This window comes from Streptomyces sp. NPDC048442, from assembly GCF_040651475.1.
Classification (GTDB): Bacteria; Actinomycetota; Actinomycetes; order Streptomycetales; family Streptomycetaceae; genus Streptomyces.
In genome coordinates this window covers 53,047-77,305 of sequence record NZ_JBEZKB010000025.1, presented here as the reverse complement: position 1 = coordinate 77,305, position 24,259 = coordinate 53,047, and the positions used below count along the sequence as shown (strand labels likewise).

Here is a 24,259-nt window from a genome sequence, read left to right as displayed (position 1 = left end):
AGCAGGGGTATCGTTCCTGCCTCCCGCCGCTTGCCGCACACGCATAGAGGAGCCGCCTGATGTCCGACTTCGTACCCGGACTTGAGGGAGTCGTCGCGTTCGAGACGGAGATCGCCGAACCGGACAAGGAGGGCGGCGCCCTTCGCTACCGGGGCGTCGACATCGAGGACCTCGTCGGGCACGTCTCCTTCGGGAACGTGTGGGGTCTGCTGGTCGACGGCGCGTTCAACCCGGGCCTGCCGGCCGCCGAGCCGTTCCCGATCCCGGTGCACTCCGGTGACATCCGGGTCGACGTGCAGTCGGCGCTGGCGATGCTCGCCCCCGTGTGGGGCCTGAAACCGCTGCTCGACATCGACGAGCGGACCGCCAGGGACGACCTCGCGCGGGCCGCCGTGATGGCGCTCTCCTACGTCGCCCAGTCGGCGCGGGGGCAGGGCCTGCCGATGGTGCCGCAGAGCGAGATCGACAAGGCCGACTCGGTGGTCGAGCGGTTCATGATCCGCTGGCGCGGCGAGCCTGACCCCAAGCACGTCAAGGCGGTCGACGCCTACTGGACGTCGGCGGCCGAGCACGGCATGAACGCCTCCACCTTCACCGCCCGCGTCATCGCCTCCACCGGCGCCGACGTCGCCGCCGCCCTCTCCGGTGCGGTGGGCGCCATGTCGGGCCCGCTGCACGGCGGCGCCCCCTCCCGCGTGCTGGGCATGATCGAGGAGATCGAGCGCACCGGGGACGCGCGCGCCTTCGTCCGCCAGGCCCTCGACAAGGGCGAGCGGCTGATGGGCTTCGGCCACCGCGTGTACCGCGCAGAGGACCCGCGGGCCCGCGTCCTGCGCCGTACGGCCAAGGAGCTGGCGGCGCCGCGCTTCGAGGTCGCCGAGGCCCTGGAGAAGGCGGCCCTGGAGGAGCTGCACGCGCGCCGGCCCGACCGGGTGCTGGCGACGAACGTGGAGTTCTGGGCGGCGATCGTGCTGGACTTCGCGGAGGTCCCGGCGCACATGTTCACGTCGATGTTCACCTGCGCCCGTACGGCGGGCTGGTCGGCGCACATCCTGGAGCAGAAGCGCACGGGCCGCCTGGTCCGCCCGTCCGCGCGGTACGTGGGTCCGGGCAGCCGGAACCCGCGCGAGGTGTCCGGGTTCGAGGACATCGCGGGCTGACCGGGCGGTACGTACAGCCGGCCGAGCAGTACGGCCGAGCAGTACGGGCGAGCAGTACGGCCGAGCAGTACGTACATGGGTAAGGGGCGTCCTCCCGGAGGGCGCCCCTTACCCATGCTCGCTGCCCAGTGCCCCTTCCAGCAGCTGCGCCCACTGCGCCACCACCCGGTCCCGCCGTGCGGCGTCGTCGGTGAGGAGGTTGGCGAGTCCCAGTCCGCGGGCCATGTCGAGGAAGCCCTGGACGATCTCGCGCACTCCGGGGCGCGATTCGTCGGCGTGCAGCAGCTCGACGGCGATGCGGTGGGTCTCGCGGCCGACCCGGGCCTCCAACTCGGTGACGCGCGCGTGCAGTTGTTCCTCGTGGGAGGCGGCCACCCACAGGTGCAGGGCCGCCCGGAACAGCGGCCCCGTGTACAGGTCGACGATCGCGCCGACCACCGCGGCTGTGTGGTGGCCGGGAAGCGCGCGCAGTGCGGTGGAGCGTTCCTCGGCGACGTACTCGACGGCTGCGGTGAAGAGGTCCTCGCGGGTCGGGAAGTGGTGCTGGGCGGCGCCCCGCGACACCCCGGCCTTCTCGGCGACGACGGACACCGTGGAACCCGCCCAGCCACGTTCGGCGAGGCAGGCCACGGCGGCCTCCAGCAGGCGCTGCCGGGTGGCCCGGCTGCGATCCTGTTTGGGGCCTGTCCGAGAGGCAGTCACAACAGCCATGCGGGGTCCCGTCGTTCGAGGTGTGCGGTGACGCCCTCGCGCGCCTCGGCGGACGCGAACAGCGCTGCCGAGCGTTGTACCAGGTCCTCCGCATCGCGATCGAAGGCGGCCCTGACCTCGGCCGTCAGCAGCCGCTTGGATTCCGCGAGGCCCTGCGGGGACGCCCGGCGCAGCGCTTCCAGTACGGGCGCGAGCGCGGTGTCCACGTCGGGCGCGGTCGCGGTGAGCAGTCCGATGTCCCGGGCGCACGGACCGCCGAAGACCTCCGCGGTGAGGAAGTACCGGGACGCGGCGCGGGGGTCCAGGCGGGGCAGCAGGGGGATCGAGATGACGGCGGGCGCGACCCCGATCCGTACCTCCGAGAAGGCGAAGTCGGACGTCTCGCTCGCGAACGCCATGTCGCACACGCCGAGCAGCCCGAGCCCGCCCGCGCGCGCGTGCCCGTCGACGCGCGCGAGGACGGGCTTGGGCAGTTCGGCGATCTGCCGCAGCACCTCGACGAACGCGTAGGGGCTCGCGGGCACCTTGAGGTCGGCGCCCGCGCAGAAGGTGCTGCCGGTGTGCGCGAGCACGATCGCGCGCACCGACGGGTCCTTCCCGTACCGGTCGAGAGCCATCCCCAGCTCGCGGACGAGGCTCACCGAAAGGGCGTTGCGGTTCGCCGGTGAGTCGAGGGTGAGGGTGGTGATACCGCGCTCGTGGGTGGTGGGGACCAGGGCCTGCCGTGTCATGCACGTTCCCTTTCTCGCAGCTCCCGCCGCAGGATCTTGCCGGAGGCCGCCCGGGGCACTCCGGTGACGAATTCGACGCGCCGCACCTTCTTGTACGGTGCGACGCGCTCGGCGACGTACGCCATGACGTCTGCCTCTTTGAGGTGCTGGGCATGCGCCTGCCGCACGACGAACGCCTTGGGCACCTCATTGTGGTCCTCGTCGTACACCCCGATCACGGCGGCGTCCGCAATGCCCTCATGAGTCAGCAGGAGCGCTTCGAGCTCGGCGGGTGCGACCTGGAAGCCCTTGTACTTGATCAACTCCTTGACGCGGTCGACCACATAGAGCCAGCCGTCGGCGTCGACGCGGCCGATGTCGCCGGTGTGCACCCAGCCGTCCGTGTCGATCATCGCGGCGGTGTCCTCGGGGCGCCCGAGGTAGCCCTTCATGCGCTGCGGGCCGCGGATGGCGATCTCGCCCTCCTCGCCGATGCCCAGGTCCTTGCCGGGGGTCTCCAGGGACAGGATCCGCATCTCGGTGCGCGGGATGAGTTTGCCGACGGTTCCCGGGGGCGGGTTCTCGGCGCTCAGCGGCACCAGGTGCGTCCCCGGGGAGAGTTCGGTCATCCCGTACGCCTGGAGGACTGTCGGGAGCCCCAGGCGGGCCGCACAGGCCTGCGCGAGTTCGGCGTCGAGGGGGGCTGCCGCGCAGACGACGTACTCCAGCGACGACAGGTCGTACTGCGCGACGGCCGGGTGCTTGGCCAGTGCGAGGACGATCGGCGGGGCGACGTACAGGGCGGTGATCCGCTGGTCCTGGATGGTCCGCAGGAACTGCTCCAGTTCGAAGCGGGGCAGGGTGACGACGGTCGCGCCGTGCGAGAGGGGCTCGTTGATCAGTGCCATGAGCCCGTAGATGTGGAAGAAGGGCAGCACCGCCAGGATGCGGTCGCCCGGCTTCATGGGGATGAACGGGTTCAGCTGGGCGATGTTGGTGGCGATCGAGTGGTGGGTCAGCATGACGCCCTTGGGGACGCCGGTGGTGCCGGAGGAGTACGGGAGCGCCGCGACGTCCTCAAGAGGGTCGATGTCGATCTGCGGCTCGGGGTCCGTACAGGCGAGCAGGTCGAGTACGGAGCGGTGTCCCGGCGCGCTGTCGCAGACGAGGATCTCCTGCACGCCGCCGGCGATTTCGGCGGCCCGGCGGGCGGTCTCCAGGAGCGGCGAGACGGTGACGATCCAGCGGGCCGACGAATCGCCGAGCTGTTTGGCGAACTCCTCGGCGGTGGCCAGCGGGTGGACGGTGGTGACCGACGCCCCCGCGCGCGTGGCGGCGAAGAACACCGCCGGGTAGGCGATCGAGTTGGGGCTGTGCAGGGCGAGCACGTCGCCCTTGCGCAGCCCGGACGCGGCCAGTGCGGCGGCCATTCTGCGGTGGTAGGTGTCGAGTTGGGCGTACGTGAGGGTGGTGCCGTTCGTCCCGTCGACGAGCGCGGGAGCGCTGCCGTACTGGGCGGCGTGTCCGAGGACCGCCTCGTGGATGGGCAGTTCTACGTCGGGTACATCGGCGTACTCGCTGTGGAACACCATGGTGACGGTCCCCTTCGGCGCGGTGGTGCGACGGTGTGGACGGACAGAATGCGTGCTGCCGGTACGGCTTGGGGAGACCCCGGGTCCTGACCGGCGAAGTCCGCTGCGGTTCGGGAGGCGTCCGAAGGGGCGCGGGGCTGTATGGACATGCGGCTCCGCCGCGTGGGCGCGACCAGCCACGACGGCGCCGCAGCCGCACGACGGCACATCGCGGCACTTCCGGCGGAGCGCTCAGTACGACTTGGGGAGACCCAGGGACTGGTGGGAGACAAAGTTCAGGATCATCTCGCGGCTGACCGGGGCGATCCGGGCGACCCGTGAGGCCACTATCAAAGAGGCGAGGCCGTACTCGCGGGTGAGGCCGTTGCCGCCGAGGGTGTGCACGGCCTGGTCGACGGTCTTCACACAGGCTTCGGCAGCCGCGTACTTCGCCATGTTCGCCGCCTCTCCCGCGCCCATGTCGTCGCCCGCGTCGTACAGGGCGGCGGCCCTGCCCATCATGAGGCGGGCGAGCTCGATCTCGATGTGCGCCTGTGCGAGCGGGTGGGCGAGGGCCTGGTGGGCGCCGATGGGCGTCTTCCAGACCGTGCGTTCCTTGGCGTACTGGACGGCCCTGGCGAGGGCGTAGCGGCCCATTCCGATGGCGAACGCGGCGGTCATGATGCGCTCGGGGTTGAGGCCCGCGAAGAGCTGCAGGAGGCCCGCGTCCTCGTCGCCGACGAGGGCTTCGGCGGGGAGGTGCACGTCGTCGAGTACGAGCTCGAACTGCTTCTCCGGGGCCTGGAGTTCCATGTCGATCTTGGAGCGCCGGAAGCCGGGGGCCTCGCGCGGGACGATGAACAGACAGGGCTTGAGACTGCCCGTCCTCGCGTCCTCGGTGCGGCCGACGATGAGGGTGGCGTCGGCGATGTCGACGCCGGAGACGAACACCTTGCGGCCGTTGAGCACCCAGCCGTCACCGTCCCGGCGGGCGGTGGTGGTGATGCGGTGGGAGTTGGACCCGGCATCGGGTTCGGTGATGCCGAAGGCCATGGTGAGACGGCCGTCGGCGAGGCCCGGCAGCCACTTGGTCTTCTGCGCCCCGGTGCCGAAGCGGGCGATGACGGTGCCGCAGATGGCGGGCGAGACGATCATCATGAGGAGCGGGCAGCCGGCCGCTCCCAACTCCTCCAGGACGATGGAGAGCTCGGTGATGCCGCCGCCCCCGCCGCCGTACTCCTCGGGGAGGTTGACGCCGAGGTAGCCGAGCTTGGCGGCCTCCGCCCACAGTTCTTCGGGGTGGCTCTCGTCGGCGACGACCCCGGTGAGGTAGTCGCGCCCGTAGCGCTTGCCGAGAGCGGCGACGGCGGCGCGGAGCGCCTGGTGCTCCTCGGTTTCGACCACAGTGGTGTTCATGCGTCCGGTTCCTCCTGGGCACTGGTGTCCTGTACGACGGCGAGCAGGGCGCCGACCTCGACCTGGCGGCCGGGGGCGACGTGGAGTGCGGTGAGCGTGCCGGAGGCGGGAGCGACGATGCGGTGCTCCATCTTCATGGCCTCCAGCCACAACAGAGGCTGTCCCGCGACCACTTGGGCCCCTTCCGTAAGCCCTTCGGCGACGCGGACGACCGTGCCCGGCATGGGGGCGAGCAGCGAGCCGGGGGCGGTACGGGCGGTGGGGTCGGGGAAGCGGGGGGCGGCGGTGAGGGTGTGGGCGCCGGTGGGGGTGTCGACGTACACCTGGTCCCCGTGCACCTCTATGAGGAAGCGCTTCTGTACGCCCGCCACTTCGAGGGTGACCCGGTCGGCGGCGACGGAGACCACACGGTCGATGCCCTCGGCGCCCTCGGCGTCCTCGGCGTCCTCGACGGTCCAGCCGTCGCGGTCGCGCCGGTAGCGCACCTTGTGGCTGCCGTACGTCTTGGTCTGCGGCTGCGAAGGCACGTTGCGCCAGCCGCCCCCGAAGCGGCTGCCCCGGCGGGCGGCGTCCGCCAGAGCGGCGGCGACGGCGGCCAGCTCCTCCCCCGGCCGCTCCTCGGTGAGGGCGGCGAGGTGGCGGTCGTAGAACCCGGTGTCCTGATGCCCCGACAGGAACTCGGGGTGGCGCAGCGACGCGACGAGCAGGTCCCGGTTGGTGACGGGGCCGTGCACCTTGGCGCGTACGAGCGCCTGGGCGAGCCTGCGGACGGCTTCGGCGCGGGTGGGCGCCCAGGCGACGACCTTGGCGAGCATGGGGTCGTAGTGGATGGAGACTCGGTCGCCGCCGATGTAGCCCGTGTCGAGGCGCAGGCCTGGCCCCTCGGGGACTTCCAGGGTGTGCAGCGGGCCGGTCTGGGGCTGCCAGCCGTGCGCGGGGTCCTCGGCGTACAGGCGGGCCTCGACGGCGTGCCCCTGCGGCTGCGGCGGCTCGGCGGGGAGGGCTTCGCCCTCGGCGACGCGGAGCTGGAGGGCGACGAGGTCGATCCCGAACACGGCTTCGGTGACGGGGTGTTCGACCTGGAGACGGGTGTTCATCTCCAGGAAGTACGCACGACCCTCCGCGTCGACGAGGAACTCGACCGTGCCCGCGCCGACGTACCCGACGGCCCGTGCGGCGGCCGTGGCGGCGTCGTGGAGGGACGTACGGAGGCCGTCGGGCAGGCGCGGCGCCGGGGCCTCCTCGATCACCTTCTGGTGGCGGCGCTGGAGCGAGCAGTCGCGGGTGCCGAGCGCCCATACGGTGCCGTGTGTGTCGGCGAGGACCTGCACCTCTATGTGGCGGCCGCGCTCGACGTACGGCTCGGCGAAGACCTCGCCGTCACCGAAGGCGGACCTGGCTTCGGCCGCCGCTGCCGTCAACTCGTCCTCAATATGCGCCAGTTCGCGTACGACCCGCATGCCGCGCCCGCCGCCGCCCGCCGCCGCTTTGAGGAGCAGGGGCAGATCGGCCGCGGTGGCGGTCGCCGGGTCGACGGGGGCGAGGAGCGGCACCCCGGCCTTCGCCATCAGGTCCTTGGCGCGGGTCTTGGAAGCCATGGCGTCGATGGCCTCGGGCGGCGGCCCGATCCAGGTGAGTCCCGCGTCCTGGACCGCACGGGCGAAGTCGGCGTTCTCGGAGAGGAAGCCGTACCCGGGGTGCACGGCGTCCGCGCCGGCCGCGAGGGCGGCCTTCACGACGAGGTCGCCGCGCAGATAGGTGTCGGCGGGCGCCGCGCCCGGGAGCCGCACCGAGGCGTCGGCCGTACGCGTGTGGAGGGCGTCGGCGTCCGGGTCGGAGTGCACGGCGACGGTGGAGATGCCGAGCTCCGCGCACGTACGGAAGACTCGGCAGGCGATTTCGCCGCGGTTGGCGACGAGAACTGAACTGATCACTGGGTTCTCCGGCATCACTGGTGTCTCACATCCGGAAGACGCCGAAGCCGCCGCGCACGCCCTCGACGGGGGCCGTGTGGATCGCGGACAGGCACAGGCCGAGGACGGTGCGGGTGTCGCGCGGGTCGATGACCCCGTCGTCGTACAGCCGCCCGGAAAGGAACATCGGCAGGGACTCCGACTCGATCTGCTGCTCCACCATGGCGCGCAGCCCCGCGTCGGCCTCGTCGTCGTACGACTGCCCCTTTGCTGCGGCGGAGGCGCGGGCGACGATCGACAGGACGCCCGCGAGCTGCTGGGGGCCCATCACGGCGGACTTGGCGCTGGGCCAGGCGAACAGGAAGCGCGGGTCGTAGGCGCGCCCGCACATGCCGTAGTGCCCGGCCCCGTACGAGGCGCCCATCAGGACGGACAGGTGCGGCACCTTGGAGTTCGAGACAGCGTTGATCATCATCGCGCCGTGCTTGATGATGCCGCCCTGTTCGTACTCCTTGCCGACCATGTAGCCGGTGGTGTTGTGCAGGAAGACCAGCGGGATGTCGCGCTGGTTGGCGAGCTGGATGAACTGGGCGGCCTTCTGCGACTCCGCGCTGAACAGCACCCCTTGGGCGTTGGCGAGGATGCCGACGGGGTAGCCGTGCAGGGTGGCCCAACCGGTGGTCAGGCTCGGCCCGTACAGCGGTTTGAACTCGTCGAAGTCGGAGCCGTCGACGAGGCGGGCGATCACTTCGCGCGGGTCGAAGGGCGTCTTGAGGTCGCCGGGGACGATTCCCGCGAGCTCCTCCGCGTCGTACTTGGGCGGCGCCGCCTCAAGAGGATCCGCCTGCGCCTTGTGCCAGTTGAGGCGGGCGACGATGCGGCGGGCCTGCCTCAGGGCGTCCGGCTCGTCGACGGCGTAGTAGTCGGCGAGACCCGAGACGCGGGCGTGCATCTCTGCACCGCCCAGGGACTCGTCGTCGCTCTCCTCGCCGGTGGCCATCTTCACCAGGGGCGGGCCGCCGAGGAAGACCTTCGACCGCTCCTTGATCATCACGGTGTGGTCGGACATACCGGGCACGTACGCCCCGCCGGCCGTGGAGTTGCCGAAGACGACGGCGACGGTGGGGATTCCGGCGGCGGACAGCCGGGTGATGTCGCGGAAGAGGGCCCCGCCCGGGATGAAGATCTCCTTCTGGGAGGGCAGGTCGGCGCCGCCGGACTCGACGAGGCTGATGCACGGCAGCCGGTTCTCGTACGCGATCTGGTTGGCCCGCAGTGCCTTCTTGAGGGTCCACGGATTGGAGGCGCCGCCGCGCACGGTGGGGTCGTTGGCGGTGATCAGGCACTCGACGCCCTCGACGACGCCGATGCCGGTGACCATGGACGCGCCCACCGGGTAGTCGCTGCCCCAGGCGGCGAGCGGCGACAGCTCCAGAAACGGGGTGTCGGGGTCGAGCAGCAGCTCGATGCGCTCCCGGGCGAGCAGCTTGCCGCGCCCCCGGTGGCGGGCGACGTACTTCTCGCCGCCCCCCGCGAGGGCCTTAGCATGCGCCTCTTTGAGGTCGTCGAGCTTGTCGAGCATGGCGGTGCGGTGGGCGGCGTACTCGGGGCTCGTGGTGTCGAGCGACGAGGCGAGCACGGTCACTGGGGTACCTCCGGTATCGCGGTCACAGGAGTGCCTCCGGTATGTCGAGGTGGCGCGAGCGCAGCCACTCGCCGACCGCCTTGGCCTGCGGGTCGAAGCGGGCCTGGGCGGCGACGCCCTCGCCGAGAAGTCCTTCGACGGTGAAGTTGAGGGCGCGCAGGTGGGGAAGGACGGTGCGGGTGACGGTCAGGTCGGCGGACTCCGGCAGGAGTTGCTTGAAGCGGTCGACGGTGAGCGCATGGGCGAGCCACCGCCACGCGTCGTCGGTGCGCACCCACACGCCCACGTTGGCGTCGCCGCCCTTGTCGCCGCTGCGGGCGCCCGCGACCAGGCCGAGAGGGGCGCGGCGGGCACTCTGCGCGGGCAGCGGTTTCGGAAGGGCCGGATCCGGTACGGGGGCGAGGGGCCGGGTCCGTACGGGCGCGGGGATCCGCTGTGTGGCGCCGTCCGGGAGCACCGCCGTGTGGGGCACGCCCGCCGCATCCACATGGCGGGCTTCGAAGACGCCGTACGGTGCGCCCTTCCCCGGCGGGGCCGTGACGTGGAAGCCGGGGTAGCTGCCGAGGGCCAGCTCCACGGCCGCGCCGCTGACCGCGCGGCCGACGGTCTCGGCGTCCGGGTCGCGGACGACGAGCCGCAGCAGGGCGCTCGCGCACTCCTCGGTGCCGGCGTCCTCGCGGTCGGTGCGGGCCAGGGTCCACCGCACCTCCGAGGGGCGCCTCTTGGCGCCGTCGAGCGCGTCCTCGACCTGCTCCCGCACCAGCTCGGCCTTCTCGTCGACGTCGAGCCCGGTGAGCACGAAGACGACCTCGTTGCGCCAGCCGCCCAGCCGGGTGAGCCCCGCCTTGAGGGTGGGCGGCGGTTCCTCGCCCCGTACACCGGTGATGCGCACCCGGTCGGGGGCCTCCTGCTCCAGCCGTACGGTGTCGAGGCGGGCGGTGACGTCGGGGCCCGCGTAGCGCGCGCCGCCCGTCTCATAGAGGAGCTGGGCGGTGACGGTGCCGGTGTCGACGACGCCGCCCGTGCCGGGGTGCTTGGTGATGACGGACGAGCCGTCGGCGCGGATCTCCGCGAGGGGGAAGCCGGGGCGGCGCACGTCGTGGGCGCCGAAGAAGGAGTAGTTGCCGCCGGTGGCCTGGGTGCCGCACTCCAGGACGTGCCCGGCGACGACCGCGCCCGCCAGCTCGTCGTACGCCTCGGGGCCCCAGCCGAACCAGTGCGCGGCGGGTCCGGTGACCAGGGCGGCGTCCGTGACCCGACCGGTGACGACGATGTCCGCGCCGGCGTCGAGACAGGCGGTGATGCCGGCGCCGCCGAGGTAGGCGTTGGCGGTCAGCACGCCCTCACCCCAGTGACCGTTTCCGATCAGGTCGTCCCCCTGTACGTGACCGACCTTGACCGGTATCCCTAACCGTCGCGCCAGTTCCCGCACTGCGGTGGCGAGTCCGGCGGGGTGGAGGCCGCCCGCGTTGGCGACGATCTTCACGCCCCGATCGTGGGCGAGCCCCAGGCCGTCCTCCAGCTGCCGCAGGAAGGTTTTGGCGTAGCCCCGGGAGGGGTCTTTCAGTCGGTCGCGGCCGAGGATCAGCATGGTCAGTTCGGCGAGGTAGTCCCCGGTGAGGACGTCGAGTTCGCCGCCGGTGAGCATCTTGCGCACGGCGTCGAAGCGGTCGCCGTAGAAGCCGGAGGCGTTGCCGATACGGAGGACCTCGGGGCGGACGGGGGCTTCGGTTCGGGCAGCCGGACCGCGGCCGCCGGTCACGCCGGTCACGCCGGTCCGCCCGTGGGCTTGCGGCCTTCGCCCGCGGGGCCCGCGAAGGCCTGGGCGATGTCCAGCCAGCGGTCCGCGTCGGCGCCCTCCGCACGCAGGGCGAGGTCGGAGCGGTGGGCGCGCTGGGTGGTCAGGAGGCAGAAGTCCAGCGCGGGCCCGGTCACGCGCTGGGCGGCGTCCTGGGGCCCGTACGCCCAGAGCTCCCCGCCGGGCCCGGTCAGCTCCACCCGGAACTCCTCGGCGGGCGCGGGCAGCCCCCGTACGAAGAAGGCGTAGTCGCGGGCCCGCGCCCCGATCCGGGCCACCTGCCGCAGCCGGGCGGTCGGTTCGCGCCGCACCCCCAGGGTGTCGGCGACGTCCTGGCCGTGCGCCCAGGTCTCCATGAGGCGGGCGGTGGCCATCGAGGCGACGCTCATCGGCGGCCCGTACCAGGGGAAGCGGGTGCCGGCCGGGGCGGACTTGAGGACCTGCCACAACCGGTCGCGGCCGGTCCGCCAGCGGGCCAGCAGTTCGGCGGGCGGGAGCACGGCGCCCGCGTCGGCGCCGTCGTCGACGAAGCCGTCGGGGTTGGCCTCCGCCTTCGCCACCTCGGCACCGAACGCGTCCGGGTCGGTGGCCGCCAGCAGGGCCGCGGCGTCGGTCCAGGTGAGGTGGGCGATCTGGTGGGCGAGGGTCCAGCGGGCGGCGGGGGTGGGCAGACGCCACTGGGCGCCCGTCAAGTCCGCCACGAGGCTGTCGAGTTCGGCGCTCTCGTCGCGCAAGTCCTGCAGTACGGCGTCGAGTTCGGACACGTTGCGCTCCCATCGGGGCGTGGCTGCGTGCCCGGAGCATGGCAGCCCCCGAGGAAACAAGCAAGCGTGCTTGAATTACTCGGGGGCTGTGTTCCGGTTGTCCGGTGGGTGTCCCAAGTGGCTACTTGGCCGGGACGCGCGGAGTCTTCTGCCGGGCCTGGCTGCGTACCGCGCCCACGCTCGCGCCGATGACCAGCGCAATCGCCAGCGCGTCGACCAGCGACAACGCCTGGTGAAGGATGAGGAATCCGGCACCGGCCGCGATCGCCGGCTCCAGGCTCATCAGTACGGCGAAGGTCGGTGCGGGCATCTTGCGCAGGGCGACGAGTTCGAGGGTGTACGGCAGGACGGAGGACATCAGCGCGACGGCGGCGCCCAGGCCGAGGGTCACCGGGTCGATCAGCTTCGTGCCCGCTTCGAGCACCCCGAGCGGCAGGCTCAGCAGAGCCGCGACGGCCATCGCGAGGGCGAGGCCGTCGGCCTGCGGGAAGCGGCGGCCGGTCTTCGCGCTGAAGACGATGTACGCGGCCCAGCACGCGCCCGCGGAGAGCGCGAAGGCGGCGCCGACGAGGTCCAGGCCGCCGAACCCGGCGGCACCCAGCAGCCCCACCCCGGCGAGGGCGAGGCCCGCCCACAGCACGCTGGCCCACTGCCGGGAGGCGAAGACCGAGAGCGCGAGCGGGCCGAGCACTTCGAGGGTGACGGCGGCGCCGAGCGGGATGCGGTCGCTGGCCTGGTAGAAGAGCGTGTTCATGCCGCCCATGGCGATGCCGAAAACGAGGATCGTGCCCCAGTCGCGGCGGGCGTAGCCGCGGACGCTGGGGCGGCACACGAGGAGCATCACGACGGCGGCGACGGCGAGCCGGAGAGTGACGACGCCGAGGGCGCCGGTCCTCGGCATGATCAGCACGGCGAGGGCGGAGCCGAACTGGACGGAAAGGCCGCCGGCGACGACCAGGGCCACGGGGGCGAGGGTGGAGGCGCGGGAGCCTTGGGGCTTGGCAGTCGCGGCGGCCGCGCCGGCGGCGACGGTCGCCTCGACGTCGACGAGGGGGGCGGGGGCGGGCTTGGCCTGGGGCTCGACCTCGTTCACTGTGGTGCACCTCGTGTTCAATGGGATGTACTTGCCCATGATGGCATGGGGGATGGGGGGGTGGGGGTCGGCGTGCGCGTGCGGGTGGGTTTGTGCGTGCGGGTGCGTCGTGGCTGGTCGCGCAGTTCCCCGCGCCCCTAACTGCCGCCCCTTAGCCCCTCGCCCGGCCCCCGCGCGGAGCACGTCCCCTCAGTCCCCCAACCCCTCCGCCAGCACCTCCGCCAAGTGCCTCGCCCGAGCCCCCTCCCCCAGGTGTTCCACCTGTGTCCGGCACGAGTAGCCGTCCGCCAGTACCTCGCCACCCGCGGCCAGGCTCCTCAGCCCCGGCAGCAGCTGCTCCTCCGCGCAGGCCTTCGACACCTCGTAGTGGCCCGCCTCGAAGCCGAAGTTGCCTGCCAGGCCGCAGCAGCCGCCCGCGAGGGAGCCCGTGAGGCCCGCCTTCGCGCGCAGGCGGCGTTCCGCCTCGTCCCCCAGGACCGCGTGCTGGTGGCAGTGGGTCTGGCCGGTGACCTGGCGGTTCAGGCGGGGCGGGGTCCAGTCGGGGGCGTACTCCTCCAGAGTCTGGGCGAATGTCCGAATGCGGGAGGCCAGTTGGGGGGCGCGGGGGTCGTCGGCGAGCAGTTCCGGGAGGTCGCTCCTGAGGGCTGCGGCGCAGCTGGGTTCCAGGACGACCAGAGGGGTGTCCGTCGGCACCGCCGCCAGCGTGCGGCGCATGACCTTGCGGGCCCGGTCAAGCTGGCCTGTCGACACGTACGTGAGGCCGCAGCACAGGCCCGCGCGCGGGAGGCGTACCCGTAGGCCGGCCGCTTCCAGGACTCGTACCGCCGCGATGCCCACCGACGGCGAAAGGTGGTTCGTGAAGGTGTCCGGCCAGAGGGTGACGAGGGGGGAGGAGGGCGGGGCGGGCGTAGCCGCACGCCCGCGGGCCCAGTGGCGGAAGGTCCGGGGGGCGAGGCGGGGGATCGGGCGCTCCGGGGTGATGCCGGCTGCACGCTTGGCGAGGGAGGCCAGGGGGGTGAGAGCGGAGGCGGCGTTGACGAGGGGGGCCATCGGCGACGCCAGGCGCAGCCACTCCGGCAGGCGGCCCAGTGCGTAGTGCGAGGCGGGGCGCAGGCGGCCCGCATAGTGGTGGTGCAGGAACTCCGCCTTGTACGTGGCCATGTCGACGCCCACCGGGCAGTCGCTGCGGCACCCCTTGCAGGACAGGCACAGGTCGAGGGCGTCCTTGACCTCCGTCGACCGCCAGCCGTCCTCGACGACCTCGCCGGCGAGCATCTCGTGCAGCAGCCGTGCGCGCCCGCGGGTGGAGTGCTGTTCGTCGCCGGTTGCCCGGAAGGAGGGGCACATGACGTCCGTGCCGCCGTCCGGCGCCGCTGACGTACGGCACTTGGCCACGCCCACGCAGCGGCGTACGGCGGCCGAGAAGTCGCCGCCGTCGTGGGGGTAGGCGAAGGCGACGTCGCGGACCGGTTCGGCCGGGAGGACGGCGAAGCGGAGGTTCTCGTCGAGCCGGGCGGGGCGGGCGAGCACCCCGGGGTTCATGCCGCCCGCCGGGTCCCAGATGTCCTTGAACTCGTGGAAGAGGCCAACCAGTTCGCTCCCGTACATCCGGGGGAGGAGTTCGGCGCGGGCCTGGCCGTCGCCGTGTTCGCCGGAGAGCGAGCCGCCGTGGGCGACGACGAGGTCCGCGAGTTCCTCGGAGAAACGGCGGAAGCGGGCCACTCCCTCGCTCCTCAAGAGGTCGAAGTCGATACGGACGTGGATGCAGCCATCCCCGAAGTGCCCGTACGGCGTCCCACGGAACCCGTGGTCCCGCATCAGGGCGCGGAAGTCGCGCAGATACGCGCCGAGCCTGGCGGGCGGCACCGCGCAGTCCTCCCAGCCCGGCCACGCCTCGCTGCCGTCGGGCATCCGGGTCGCGGTCCCGCTCGCGTCCTCGCGGATGCGCCACAGGGCGCGCTGTCCGGCCGCGTCCGCCACGACGTCGCCTTCGAGCGCCTGCGCGCCCCGGACGATCTCCTCCGCCCGCGCACGGGCCTGTGCCTCGCTCCCGCCGCCCGTCTCGACGAACAGCCAGGCCGCCCCGCGCGGCAGCAGCGCCCGCTCCCGCTCCGGTACGAGGTCGGCGGCCATGCCCTCCACGGTCAGGGGCCCGTACGGCAGGATGCCAGGGGCCGCCTCCGCCGCCGCGCTCTCGTCCGGGTAGCCGAGGACGGCGAGGGCACGCGCGCGAGGTGCCTCCACCAGAGCGACGACGGCCTCGGTCACCACCCCGAGCGTGCCCTCGCTGCCGCAGAAGGCGCGGGCGAGATCGACGCCGTTCTCCGGGAGGAGCGCGTCGAGGGCGTATCCCGAGATGCGGCGCGGGAGTTCGGGGAATCCCGTCCTCAAGAGGGCGAGGTTGTTCGTCAGCAGGGTGTGCAGTCCCTTGCGGAGGGGTTCGGGGACGGTGTCCCGGCCGCCGCGCGAAAGGCGCAGCCGCTCGCCTCCGTACGTCAGGACGTCGAGTTCGCGCACCTGGTCCGCCGTGGTGCCCCAGGCGACCGAATGCGCACCGCAGGAGTTGTTGCCGATCATTCCGCCGAGGGTGCAGCGGCTGTGCGTGGACGGGTCGGGCCCGAAGGTCAGTCCGTACGGTGCGGCCGCCGCCCGCAGATCGTCGAGTACGGTCCCGGGCCCGACCACCGCCGTACGGGCGGCCGGGTCCAGGTCGGCGATCGCACGCAGGTGCCGCGTGGTGTCCAGGACGACGCCGGTGCCGGTCGCCTGACCCGCGATGGACGTGCCGCCGCCGCGCGGCACCACCGGCACCCCGTGCGCCCGGCAGACGGCCAGGGCGGCGGCGATGTCGTCGGTGTCGCGCGGGGCGACGACGCCCAGCGGGACCCGTCGGTAGTTCGACGCGTCCATCGTCATGAGGGCCCGTGCGGCGGCGTCGAAGGACACCTCACCGCGCACGGCCGCCCTCAGGTCTGCTGCCAACTCGGTCGTCTCGCGCCGTTGTTCAGCCATGAATCAAGAATGCACGGTGTCACGAATCGGGCACATCAAGTCGACTTCGCTCACACATGTCTCGCGTATGCACAAGAAAAGCGAACAGGACCTTTCCCAACTGATCATCAGTTCTTTTATAGTGAGCACTCTTTCAGGAGGCTTCACTTCCATGTCCTTGCGCCGAGCGTCCGCACTGGCACTGTCGATCTCGGCGGCCGTCTCCGGCCTGCTGCTCCTCTGGGCGGTGCTCGCCGCCCCCGCGCAGGTGCAGACCCCGCTGGCCTGGTGCGGCGGCGCCGCCGCAGTGCTGCTGACCGCCGCGGTCACCGTCGCCGCGCACGCCACGGCGAAGGCGCGCGGACTGCGCGAGACCCTGGACACCCGCCGCCTCGACGCCGAACGGTTCGCCCAGGAAACCGTTCCGAGCCTGGTCGGCAGGTTGCGCTCCGGCGACTCGGCCTCCACCGCTCTTGCCGCCACCAAGCATTCGCTGGGAACGCTGGACAACGAGCACGCGCGGTCCCTGCTCACCACGCTCGCCACCGAGGTCGGCCGCGGCGAGGCCTCCCGCGCGGCAGCGATGTCCGCATGCGCGAACGCGGCGGGCCGCATGCAGGCACTCGCCACCAGCATGCTGGCCGACCTCCGCGAGATGGAACACCAGCACACCGACGAGGACGTCCTGGGCGACCTGCTGCACCTGGACCACCGCACCGCCCAGGCCGGCCGCCTCGCGGACAGCATCGCCATCCTCACGGGCGCGCGTTCCGGTCGCAGATGGGCAAAACCGATCGTGATGGAGTCCGTACTGCGCGGCGCGATGGGCCGCATCAACGGCTACCAGCGCGTCCGGCTGCACTCCACCAGCGAGATCGCCGTCGCCGGTCACGCGGCGGAGGGCGTCATGCACGCCCTCGCCGAACTCCTCGACAACGCGGCGAACTTCTCGCCGCCGACGGCAGAGGTGCACGTGTACGTGGAGGAGGTTCCGGCGGGCCTCATCATCACCGTCGAGGACAGCGGGCTCGTCATGAGCGACGTGCAGCTGCGCCGGGCGGAGCGCGCGGTGTGCGCGGACACGCCGCTGGACCTGACGAGCCTCTCCGGCACCCGGCTCGGCCTCGCGGTCGTCGGCTGCCTCGCCCGCAAGCACCAGCTGAAGGTGTCCTTCCGGCCGTCTGCGCGCGGCGGTACGGGTGCGCTGATGCTGCTGCCGCAGGAACTGCTGACCCAGCCGCAGCCGACCGCTGCGGCCCGGCGCCACGACACCGGGTCGACGCGGCTGCCGGCGCCTCTTGAGGTGGCGGTGCCATCCGCACCGCCTGCACCTCTTGAGGTGACGACGCCATCCGCACCGCCTGCACCTCTTGAGGTGGCGGTGCCATCCGCACCGCCTGCACCTCTTGAGGTGACGGCGCCCGCTGCGGCTGCGGCTGCGGCGGTGGCGGAGGCCGATGCCACTGTCGTACGTACGGCAGATCCCGTCCCCCCGGCCCCCGGCGGATCTCCCTCCTCCGAGACCACCGGAAACAACCCCCAGTTCGGCGAGAGCGGGCTGCCCAAGCGCCGCCGGGGCCGGACCCTCGCCGCCGCGCACCCGGCCGGGCCGGACGCACCGCCCAAGCCCGCGCAGGCCAAGCCCGCCGCCCGGACGGCCGCGCCGGATCGTTTCAGCACGTTCCGCCGGGCAGTCCAGGGCCAGAGCCAGAGCCCCGAGCAGGACACGGCACCCCACCCCCACCACCCGGAAGGCAACGAGAACCGATGACCGCCACCACCGACGAGAAGCTCAACTGGCTGCTGGAGAACCTGCTGGAGCGCACTCCCGGCGCCCGTCACGCCCTCGTCCTGTCCCGGGACGGCCTCAAGCTCTGCCGTACGCCCGAGCTCTCCGTCGACCAGGCCGACCAGCTGGCCGCCATCGCCGCAGGCATCCAGAGCCTGACGCACGGGGCGTCGATCGAGTTCGGCGACGGCAGCGGCGGTGTCCGGCAAGCGATGGCCGAGTTCTACGGCGGCATCCTGTTCATCGTCGAGGCGGGTGCGGGCGCCCACCTCGCGGTCGTCGCGGGCGAGGACTCCGACGTCGGCCTCATCGGCCACAACATGAGCGAACTCATCGAGCAGCTCGGCGAGCACCTCGCCGCGGAACCCCGCCTGAACGGCACCACCCCCGCCGCCGCCTCCTCCACATGAGCACACCTGCCCGCCCGCGCCGCCCGGGGCGCGACGACTCCCCCGACCGGCTCTACACCGTCACCGGGGGCCGCAGCCGCACCCACTCCGACGCGTTCGACCTGGTCACCCTGGTCGTCGCGGAGTGCGACCCGACGCCCGGCATGCAGTCCGAGCACGCGGCGATCCTGCGGATGTGCGACTACCCGATCGCCGTCGTGGAGATCGCCGCCGAGCTCGCTCTGCCCGTCGGCATCACCCGCATCCTGCTGGCCGATCTGCTGGACACCGGCCGGATCAGCGCCCGCCACCCGCGCCGCGCACCCGAATCCGCCGAACTTCCCGAACCCGAACTCCTGGAGCAGGTGCTCGTTGGCCTCCGCAATCTCTGACGCGAGCCTCGTCCCCGAGGCACCTGCGGTCAGGCCCCCTCTGTCGCGCACCGCCGACAACGGTCTGAAGATCGTCGTCGTCGGCGGCTTCGGTGTCGGCAAGACCACCATGGTCCGTTCGGTCAGCGAGATCCGTCCCCTCAACACCGAGGAGACGATGACCCGTGCGGGCGAGGAGGTCGACGACCTCGACGGCGTACGGACGAAGTACTCGACCACCGTCGCCTTCGACTTCGGCCGCATATCGATCGACGGCCGTACCGTCCTCTACCTCTTCGGCGCCCCCGGCCAGGAACGCTTCTGGTTCCTCTGGGACCGCCTCTTCTCCGGCACCCTCGGCGCGGTCGTCCTCGTCGACACCCGCCGCCTCGCCGACTCCTGGTACGCCATCGACCGCCTGGAACACCACGGCACGCCGTTCGTCGTGGCGCGCAACGACTTCGGCGGCCCGTTCCACACGGACGAACAGGTACGGGAAGCGCTGGACCTGCCCGACCACATCCCGATGGTCACCTGCGACGCCCGCAGCCGGGCCTCCAGCAAGAACGTACTGATCACGCTGGTCGAGCACCTGCACCACCTGTCGACGGCGGGCCGGGGCGCCGCAGCAGCAGAGCCCACAGCAGCCGCAGCAGCACCCGGCACAACCGTCACAGCCACCACAGCCCGAGGGAGCACCCCCCAGTGACTACACCGCCCCCGGGCTGCCCCGCACACACCGAAGCCGAAGCCGGCCCCGGAACCACATCCGCACCCGCACCCGCACCCGGCCCCGCACCCGGCCCCGAAGCCGAAGAGTCCGTCCCCCTCTCCGGCCCCCGCTTCCAGTCCGAACCCTCCGCCCTATACCGCGAGTTGCGCCGCGAGCACGGCCCCGTGGTCCCCGTGACCCTGGCCGGCGGCATCCCCGCCTGGCTCGTGATCGGCTATCGCGAGATGCACCAAGTCACCACCGACGCAAGCCTGTTCACCCGGGACTCCACCCTCTGGAACCAGTGGGACAGCCTCCCCCCGAACTGGCCCCTCGCCCCGATGATCAGCCGCGAGCAGCCGTCGATCCTCTACACCGTCGGCGAGCGCCACCAGGCCCGCGCCGGGATGATCAGCGACGCCCTCGAAGGCGTCGACCCGCACGAACTGCGGCGCTACGCCGAGGAGTTCGCTGACAGCCTGATCGACCTGTTCTGCACGACGGGCGAGACCGACATCATCAGCCGGTACGCGATGCTGCTCCCGGTCCGCGTGATCGCGAAGATGTACGGGGTCCCCGACGACCAGGGCCCGGACCTGGTCGCCGCCCTGATCGACATGATCGACGGCCGGGAGCGCGCACTCGCGGGCCAGCAGCACGTACAGCAGACGATCATGGCGCTGATCGCGGAGAAGTCGCAGTTCCCCGGCCCGGACGTGGCGTCCCGCATGCTCGCCAACACCCAGGGCTTCAGCGCCGTCGACGCCGCGCAGGACCTGATGGTGATGGCGGCGGCCGGCCACCAGCCCACCGCCGACTGGATCGGCAACACGCTGCGTCTGATGCTCACCGACGACCGTTTCACCGCCTCCCTCTCCGGCGGCCGGCACAGCGTCGCCGAAGCCATGAACGAGGTGCTCTGGGAGGACACTCCCACCCAGAACGTCGCGGGCCGCTGGGCCGCCCGCGACACCCGTCTCGGCGGCCGCGCGATCGCCGCGGGCGATCTGCTGATCCTCGGCCTGGCCGCCGCCAACGCCGATCCGCAGGTACGTACGGACGCGTCCGTCCTGACCGGCGGCAACAACGCGTTCTTCTCCTTCGGCCACGGCGAGCACCGCTGCCCCTTCCCCGCGCAGGAGATCGCCGAGGTCATCGCCCGTACCGCGGTCGAAGTACTCCTCGACAGGCTGCCGGACATCGACCTCGCCGTACCCGCCGAGGAGCTCACCCGCCGTCCGTCCGCCTGGCTGCGCGGGATGACCGCACTGCCCGTGACGTTCACTCCCACCCCGGCCCTCAGGCCGGCTCCCGCCCCCGGAGGCCACAGATGACCACCGCACCCGACGCAGGCACCGCTCCCACCTGCCCCTACACCGGAGCCACCGGACCTACCGGAGCCACCAGCGCCCCGCCCGCCCCCATAGCCCTCGACCCCCTCGTCCGGGACCTCGTCGGCGAAGGCGCCCGGCTGCGTGCCGCCGGCCCCCTCGTCCCCGTGGTGCTCCCCGGCGACGTCCGCGTCTACGCGGTGACCCACCACACCGAGGCCCGCCAGCTCCTCACCGACCCCCGTCTGGTGAAGGACATCAACCAGTGGAACGCCTGGCAGCGCGGCGAGATCGCCATGGACTGGCCGCTGATCGGCCTGGTCAACCCGGGCCGCTCGATGCTCACCGTCGACGGCCCCGAGCACCGCAGGCTGCGCCTCCTGGTCGCACAGGCGCTGACCGTACGCAGGGTGGAGCGGCTGCGCGGCAGCATCGAGGCGATCACGAACACCCTCCTGGACGCCCTCGGCTCCCGCAGCGCCACCGAAGTCGTCGATCTGAAGGCCGAGTTCGCCCAGCCGCTGCCGATGAAGGTCGTCACCGCGCTGATGGGCGTCGAGAAGGTCGTCAGCCCGCGCCTGACGGCGGTCTTCGACCGGTTCTTCTCCAGCGAGACCGAGCCGGGCGAAATGCCCAGGGTCCTGGCCGAGATCGACGAGATCTTCTCCGAGGTCGTCGCGGAGAAGCGCACGCACCCGGGCGACGACCTGACCACGGCCCTCCTGCAGGCCTCCGAAGGCGGTGACAGCCTCACCGAGGAGGAGCTCCTCAACACCATCAAGGTGATGATCATCGCCGGTCACGAGACGACGATCAGCCTCCTCCTGCAGGCGGTCATCGGCCTGGAGACGCACCCCGAGCAGCGCGCGAAGGCCCTCTCCGGCGAGATCCCGTGGGAGAACGTCGTCGAGGAGACCCTGCGCTGGTCGACCCCGACCTCGCACGTCCTCCTGCGGTACGCCACCGAGGACATCACGGTCGGCAGCGCCGTCCTCCCCAAGGGCGAGGGTCTGCTGGTCTCCTTCGGCGCCCTCGGCCGCGACGAGCGGGTGCACGGCGACACCGCGGAGGACTTCGACATCACCCGCGACAGCGTCAAGCACATCTCGTTCGGCCACGGCCCGCACGTCTGTCCGGGCGCCTCGCTGGCCCGCCTGGAGGCCGCGATCGCACTGCCCGCGCTGTACGCGCGCTTCCCCGACCTCACCCTCGCCGTGCCCGCGTCCGAGCTGCGCAACAAGGCCGTACTCACCCAGAACGACCTCGTCGACGTCCCGGTCCGCCTGGGCAAGCAGGCCTGACCAGCGCGTCTCTCGTACGAAGGCACCTGGAAGGCACCTGTACGGGCCGGAGCGACGGGCCGGAGTGCCGGTCGTCTCATCCGCCGGACGGAGGTAACACCCGTCCCCCGGGAGCGACTACGCTCCGGCTCGTGGCTGAGATCCAGATTCCCGCTGACATCAAGCCCGCCGACGGCCGTTTCGGCGCGGGCCCCTCCAAGGTACGGACGGAGGCGCTCGACGCGCTTGCCGCCACCGGCAGTTCACTCATGGGTACGTCCCACCGCCAGGCCCCGGTCAAGAACCTGGTCGGCGCGGTACGGGACGGCGTACGCGAGCTCTTCTCCCTCCCCGAGGGCTACGAGGTCATCCTGGGCAACGGCGGCTCCACCGCCTTCTGGGACGTCGCCACCCACGGGCTCATCGACAACAAGTCCCAGCACCTCTGCTTCGGCGAGTTCTCGTCGAAGTTCGCGAAGGCGGCCAAGCTCGCCCCGTGGCTGGCCGACCCGACCGTGATCGCCTCCGACCCGGGTACGCACCCGGACCCGAAGGCCGAGGCGGGCGTCGACGTCTACGCGTACACCCACAACGAGACGTCGACGGGTGTCGCGGCGCCGATCAAGCGCGTCGCGGGCGCCGACGCCGACTCCCTCGTCCTGGTGGACGCGACGTCCGGCGCCGGCGGTCTCCCCGTCGACATCACCGAGACCGACGTCTACTACTTCGCGCCCCAGAAGTCCTTCGCGGCGGACGGCGGCCTGTGGCTGGCGGCGTTCTCCCCGGCGGCCCTGGAGCGCGCGGCGCGCATCCACGGCTCCGGCCGCCACGTCCCGGAGTTCTTCTCGCTGCCGACGGCGATCGACAACTCCCTCAAGAACCAGACGTACAACACCCCCGCCCTCGCCACGCTCTTCCTGCTCAACGAGCAGCTGACGTGGCTCAACAAGCAGGGCGGCCTGGACTGGGCGGTCCAGCGCACGGGTGCCTCCTCCTCGGCCCTGTACTCCTGGGCGGAGAACTCGAAGCACGCGACGCCGTTCGTCACCGACCCGGCGAAGCGGTCGCAGGTCATCGGGACGATCGACTTCGCGGACGGCATCGACGCGACGGCCATCGCGAAGGTCCTGCGCGCGAACGGCATCGTCGACACGGAGCCGTACCGGAAGCTGGGCCGCAACCAGCTGCGCGTGGCAATGTTCCCGGCGATCGACCCGGCGGACGTGCAGGCGCTGACGGCGTGCATCGACTATGTCATCGAGCAGCTCTGACATCTTCCTGCGGTACGTAGCACGGGGCCCGGCACGAGCTATGCGTGCCGGGCCCCGTGCGTGGGGGCGGGTGGTCGTCGTGCGGGCACGTCGTGGCTGAGCGGTGGGCATCGTGCGGGCACGTCGTGGCTGATCGCGCAGTTCCCCGCGCCCCTAAATGCCTGCCCCTTCGCCGCGAGCCCTCTTGGGCAGCGGGGCCGCCCCCCGGGGGCGGGACGGGTGGGCAAGGGGGCGGCCCCCCACGCGAGCCCCACCCCTCGCGGCCGCACGCCCCCCGACACCGCCCCCTCAGCCCCGCTTCCGCTTCCCCCGCAGCCCCAGGAAGGCCAGCACCACCACCCCCACCACGACGAACCCCGTAACCCCGCCACCCAACGCCCCTCGGCCCCCACCACTCTCTCCACCAGGGCTCGCCGACGGCGAATCGGACGAGTCGGAGGAGTCGGAGGAGGAGTCCTCCCGCGGCGACACCGCCAGCCGCATCACCTCACTCCCCTCCCCCTCCGCCCCAAAGAGCATCGACTTCCCGTCCAGTTCGAACGTCACCGACTCCGACTGCCCCCGGTACCCGATGTTCAGCGACCGTCCGTCCCCGAGGTCCCGGCCGCCGGACTTCCAGTCGTACTCCTCGGCCCCCAGGTACGACCTCAGCACCAGCTTCTTCCCGTCCGGCGAGAACGCTCCGTCCGTCACCCACGGGATCCCGCTCACCTTCCGGAAGGTGTTCGTCGCCTTCGGCGAGAGTTGCGCGGGTCCCTCGTAGAGCCCCGCCCCGTCCTCCTGCTTGCTGCCGATGTAGACGCGTCCCGTCTTCGGGTGCACCATCAGCGCCTCCGCGTTCCGCGCCCCGTCCGCGTACTTCACGTCGTACTGCACGGCGGAGACGCTCTGATCCTTCAGCGTCTTCGGCTCGGGGAACCGGTAGATCCACACGTGGTCCCACGTCCCGCCGAGGTTGTCCCCGATGTCCCCGACGTACACGTTCCCGTCGGGTCCCACCGAGATCGCCTCCATGTCGCGCGGCTTGCCCACCCCCCGCATGGTGATCCGCGCGACCGTCTCCCCGCTCTTCCCGTCCACCGCGTACACGTACGGCCCGTCCTGGTCGTTGTGCGTCCAGTACACGCCGGGATGCGCACGGCTCGCCGCCAGGCCGCTCGACTCGGTGATCCGCGGGTCCTTGATCGTGAACCCCTCACCATCCCCAGCGAAAGCAACCGGCGCGGGCAGCACCAGCACGGCTCCCAGGGTGGCGGCGGCCAGGACTACACACGTACGAGAAGAGCGCATGCACCCAAGTGTTCAGCATCACGGTGCGACCCCCGCAGCGCATCCCCGATGATG

Annotated in this window: 19 protein-coding genes; 8 read left to right on the top strand and 11 right to left on the bottom strand. The window is 71.9% G+C overall.

The window, feature by feature from the left end; all coding sequences use genetic code 11:
* Window positions 1-59: 59 nt before the first annotated feature.
* A complete protein-coding gene (locus AB0D18_RS30515; protein WP_362425633.1) occupies window positions 60-1,160 on the top strand; it encodes a citrate synthase 2 in 1,101 nt (366 codons plus the stop codon).
* 108 nt (window positions 1,161-1,268) lie between these two features.
* Here the strand turns inward: AB0D18_RS30515 and AB0D18_RS30510 are convergent, their stop codons facing one another.
* From AB0D18_RS30510 to AB0D18_RS30465, 10 genes are all read right to left on the bottom strand, one after another.
* Window positions 1,269-1,871 (bottom strand): TetR/AcrR family transcriptional regulator, encoded by a 603-nt coding sequence (locus tag AB0D18_RS30510; RefSeq protein ID WP_362425630.1) that lies wholly within the window; start codon window positions 1,869-1,871, stop codon window positions 1,269-1,271.
* Window positions 1,859-2,602, bottom strand: a complete 744-nt coding sequence (locus AB0D18_RS30505) for an enoyl-CoA hydratase family protein (RefSeq protein WP_362425627.1) — start codon at window positions 2,600-2,602, stop codon at window positions 1,859-1,861. The genes AB0D18_RS30510 and AB0D18_RS30505 overlap by 13 nt, the downstream gene beginning before the upstream one ends.
* On the bottom strand, window positions 2,599-4,173 hold the full coding sequence (locus AB0D18_RS30500) for a 4-coumarate--CoA ligase family protein (protein ID WP_362425624.1): 1,575 nt from the start codon (window positions 4,171-4,173) through the stop codon (window positions 2,599-2,601). Before AB0D18_RS30500 ends, AB0D18_RS30505 begins: the two co-directional genes overlap by 4 nt.
* 231 nt (window positions 4,174-4,404) lie before the next feature.
* A complete protein-coding gene (locus AB0D18_RS30495) occupies window positions 4,405-5,568 on the bottom strand; it encodes an acyl-CoA dehydrogenase family protein (RefSeq protein ID WP_362425621.1) in 1,164 nt (387 codons plus the stop codon).
* Window positions 5,565-7,502: a biotin carboxylase N-terminal domain-containing protein gene (locus tag AB0D18_RS30490; protein WP_362425619.1), complete on the bottom strand. Its 1,938-nt coding sequence runs from the start codon at window positions 7,500-7,502 to the stop codon at window positions 5,565-5,567. The genes AB0D18_RS30495 and AB0D18_RS30490 overlap by 4 nt, the downstream gene beginning before the upstream one ends.
* Before the next feature lie 25 nt (window positions 7,503-7,527).
* Entirely contained in the window at window positions 7,528-9,126 is a 1,599-nt protein-coding gene (locus AB0D18_RS30485; RefSeq protein ID WP_362425616.1) for a carboxyl transferase domain-containing protein, read from the bottom strand.
* A gap of 22 nt (window positions 9,127-9,148) precedes the next feature.
* Window positions 9,149-10,888 carry an acyclic terpene utilization AtuA family protein gene (locus tag AB0D18_RS30480; RefSeq protein ID WP_362425872.1) on the bottom strand — a complete coding sequence of 580 codons (1,740 nt, stop codon included), beginning with the start codon at window positions 10,886-10,888 and terminating at the stop codon, window positions 9,149-9,151.
* Between the two features lie 5 nt (window positions 10,889-10,893).
* Window positions 10,894-11,688: a TIGR03084 family metal-binding protein gene (locus tag AB0D18_RS30475; RefSeq protein WP_362425613.1), complete on the bottom strand. Its 795-nt coding sequence runs from the start codon at window positions 11,686-11,688 to the stop codon at window positions 10,894-10,896.
* A gap of 121 nt (window positions 11,689-11,809) precedes the next feature.
* Window positions 11,810-12,781 (bottom strand): EamA family transporter, encoded by a 972-nt coding sequence (locus AB0D18_RS30470; protein WP_362425610.1) that lies wholly within the window; start codon window positions 12,779-12,781, stop codon window positions 11,810-11,812.
* Window positions 12,782-12,970: 189 nt separating this feature from the next.
* Entirely contained in the window at window positions 12,971-15,793 is a 2,823-nt protein-coding gene (locus AB0D18_RS30465; RefSeq protein WP_362425607.1) for an FAD-binding and (Fe-S)-binding domain-containing protein, read from the bottom strand.
* A gap of 151 nt (window positions 15,794-15,944) precedes the next feature.
* Between AB0D18_RS30465 and AB0D18_RS30460 the strand changes: the two genes are divergently transcribed.
* The 7 genes from AB0D18_RS30460 (at window position 15,945) to serC (ending at window position 22,915) form a co-directional block, all read left to right on the top strand.
* Complete coding sequence (locus tag AB0D18_RS30460) at window positions 15,945-17,543, top strand: ATP-binding protein (protein WP_362425604.1); 1,599 nt, start codon at window positions 15,945-15,947, stop codon at window positions 17,541-17,543.
* The gene (locus tag AB0D18_RS30455; protein WP_362425601.1) at window positions 17,540-17,971 is read left to right on the top strand and encodes a roadblock/LC7 domain-containing protein; all 432 of its coding nucleotides are present in this window, start codon (window positions 17,540-17,542) and stop codon (window positions 17,969-17,971) included. Before AB0D18_RS30460 ends, AB0D18_RS30455 begins: the two co-directional genes overlap by 4 nt.
* Window positions 17,968-18,342, top strand: a complete 375-nt coding sequence (locus AB0D18_RS30450; RefSeq protein WP_362425598.1) for a DUF742 domain-containing protein — start codon at window positions 17,968-17,970, stop codon at window positions 18,340-18,342. The genes AB0D18_RS30455 and AB0D18_RS30450 overlap by 4 nt, the downstream gene beginning before the upstream one ends.
* Before the next feature lie 40 nt (window positions 18,343-18,382).
* Window positions 18,383-19,030, top strand: a complete 648-nt coding sequence (locus AB0D18_RS30445) for an ATP/GTP-binding protein (protein ID WP_362425869.1) — start codon at window positions 18,383-18,385, stop codon at window positions 19,028-19,030.
* Complete coding sequence (locus tag AB0D18_RS30440; protein WP_362425596.1) at window positions 19,027-20,367, top strand: cytochrome P450; 1,341 nt, start codon at window positions 19,027-19,029, stop codon at window positions 20,365-20,367. The genes AB0D18_RS30445 and AB0D18_RS30440 overlap by 4 nt, the downstream gene beginning before the upstream one ends.
* Window positions 20,364-21,665, top strand: coding sequence for a cytochrome P450 (locus AB0D18_RS30435; protein WP_362425593.1), 1,302 nt, complete (start codon window positions 20,364-20,366; stop codon window positions 21,663-21,665). The genes AB0D18_RS30440 and AB0D18_RS30435 overlap by 4 nt, the downstream gene beginning before the upstream one ends.
* A gap of 131 nt (window positions 21,666-21,796) precedes the next feature.
* Window positions 21,797-22,915, top strand: a complete 1,119-nt coding sequence (gene serC, locus AB0D18_RS30430) for a phosphoserine transaminase (protein ID WP_362425591.1) — start codon at window positions 21,797-21,799, stop codon at window positions 22,913-22,915.
* A gap of 288 nt (window positions 22,916-23,203) precedes the next feature.
* Here the strand turns inward: serC and AB0D18_RS30425 are convergent, their stop codons facing one another.
* The gene (locus tag AB0D18_RS30425) at window positions 23,204-24,205 is read right to left on the bottom strand and encodes a WD40 repeat domain-containing protein (protein ID WP_362425589.1); all 1,002 of its coding nucleotides are present in this window, start codon (window positions 24,203-24,205) and stop codon (window positions 23,204-23,206) included.
* Window positions 24,206-24,259: the final 54 nt, after the last annotated feature.

Coding starts and splice junctions, on each gene's coding strand:
- AB0D18_RS30515 (WP_362425633.1), top strand. CDS start 60: ATGTCCGACTTCGTACCCGGACTTGAGGGAGTCGTCGCGTTCGAGACG.
- AB0D18_RS30510 (WP_362425630.1), bottom strand. CDS start 1,871: ATGGCTGTTGTGACTGCCTCTCGGACAGGCCCCAAACAGGATCGCAGC.
- AB0D18_RS30505 (WP_362425627.1), bottom strand. CDS start 2,602: ATGACACGGCAGGCCCTGGTCCCCACCACCCACGAGCGCGGTATCACC.
- AB0D18_RS30500 (WP_362425624.1), bottom strand. CDS start 4,173: ATGGTGTTCCACAGCGAGTACGCCGATGTACCCGACGTAGAACTGCCC.
- AB0D18_RS30495 (WP_362425621.1), bottom strand. CDS start 5,568: ATGAACACCACTGTGGTCGAAACCGAGGAGCACCAGGCGCTCCGCGCC.
- AB0D18_RS30465 (WP_362425607.1), bottom strand. CDS start 15,793: ATGGCTGAACAACGGCGCGAGACGACCGAGTTGGCAGCAGACCTGAGG.
- AB0D18_RS30460 (WP_362425604.1), top strand. CDS start 15,945: ATGTCCTTGCGCCGAGCGTCCGCACTGGCACTGTCGATCTCGGCGGCC.
- AB0D18_RS30455 (WP_362425601.1), top strand. CDS start 17,540: ATGACCGCCACCACCGACGAGAAGCTCAACTGGCTGCTGGAGAACCTG.
- AB0D18_RS30450 (WP_362425598.1), top strand. CDS start 17,968: ATGAGCACACCTGCCCGCCCGCGCCGCCCGGGGCGCGACGACTCCCCC.
- AB0D18_RS30435 (WP_362425593.1), top strand. CDS start 20,364: ATGACCACCGCACCCGACGCAGGCACCGCTCCCACCTGCCCCTACACC.
- AB0D18_RS30425 (WP_362425589.1), bottom strand. CDS start 24,205: ATGCGCTCTTCTCGTACGTGTGTAGTCCTGGCCGCCGCCACCCTGGGA.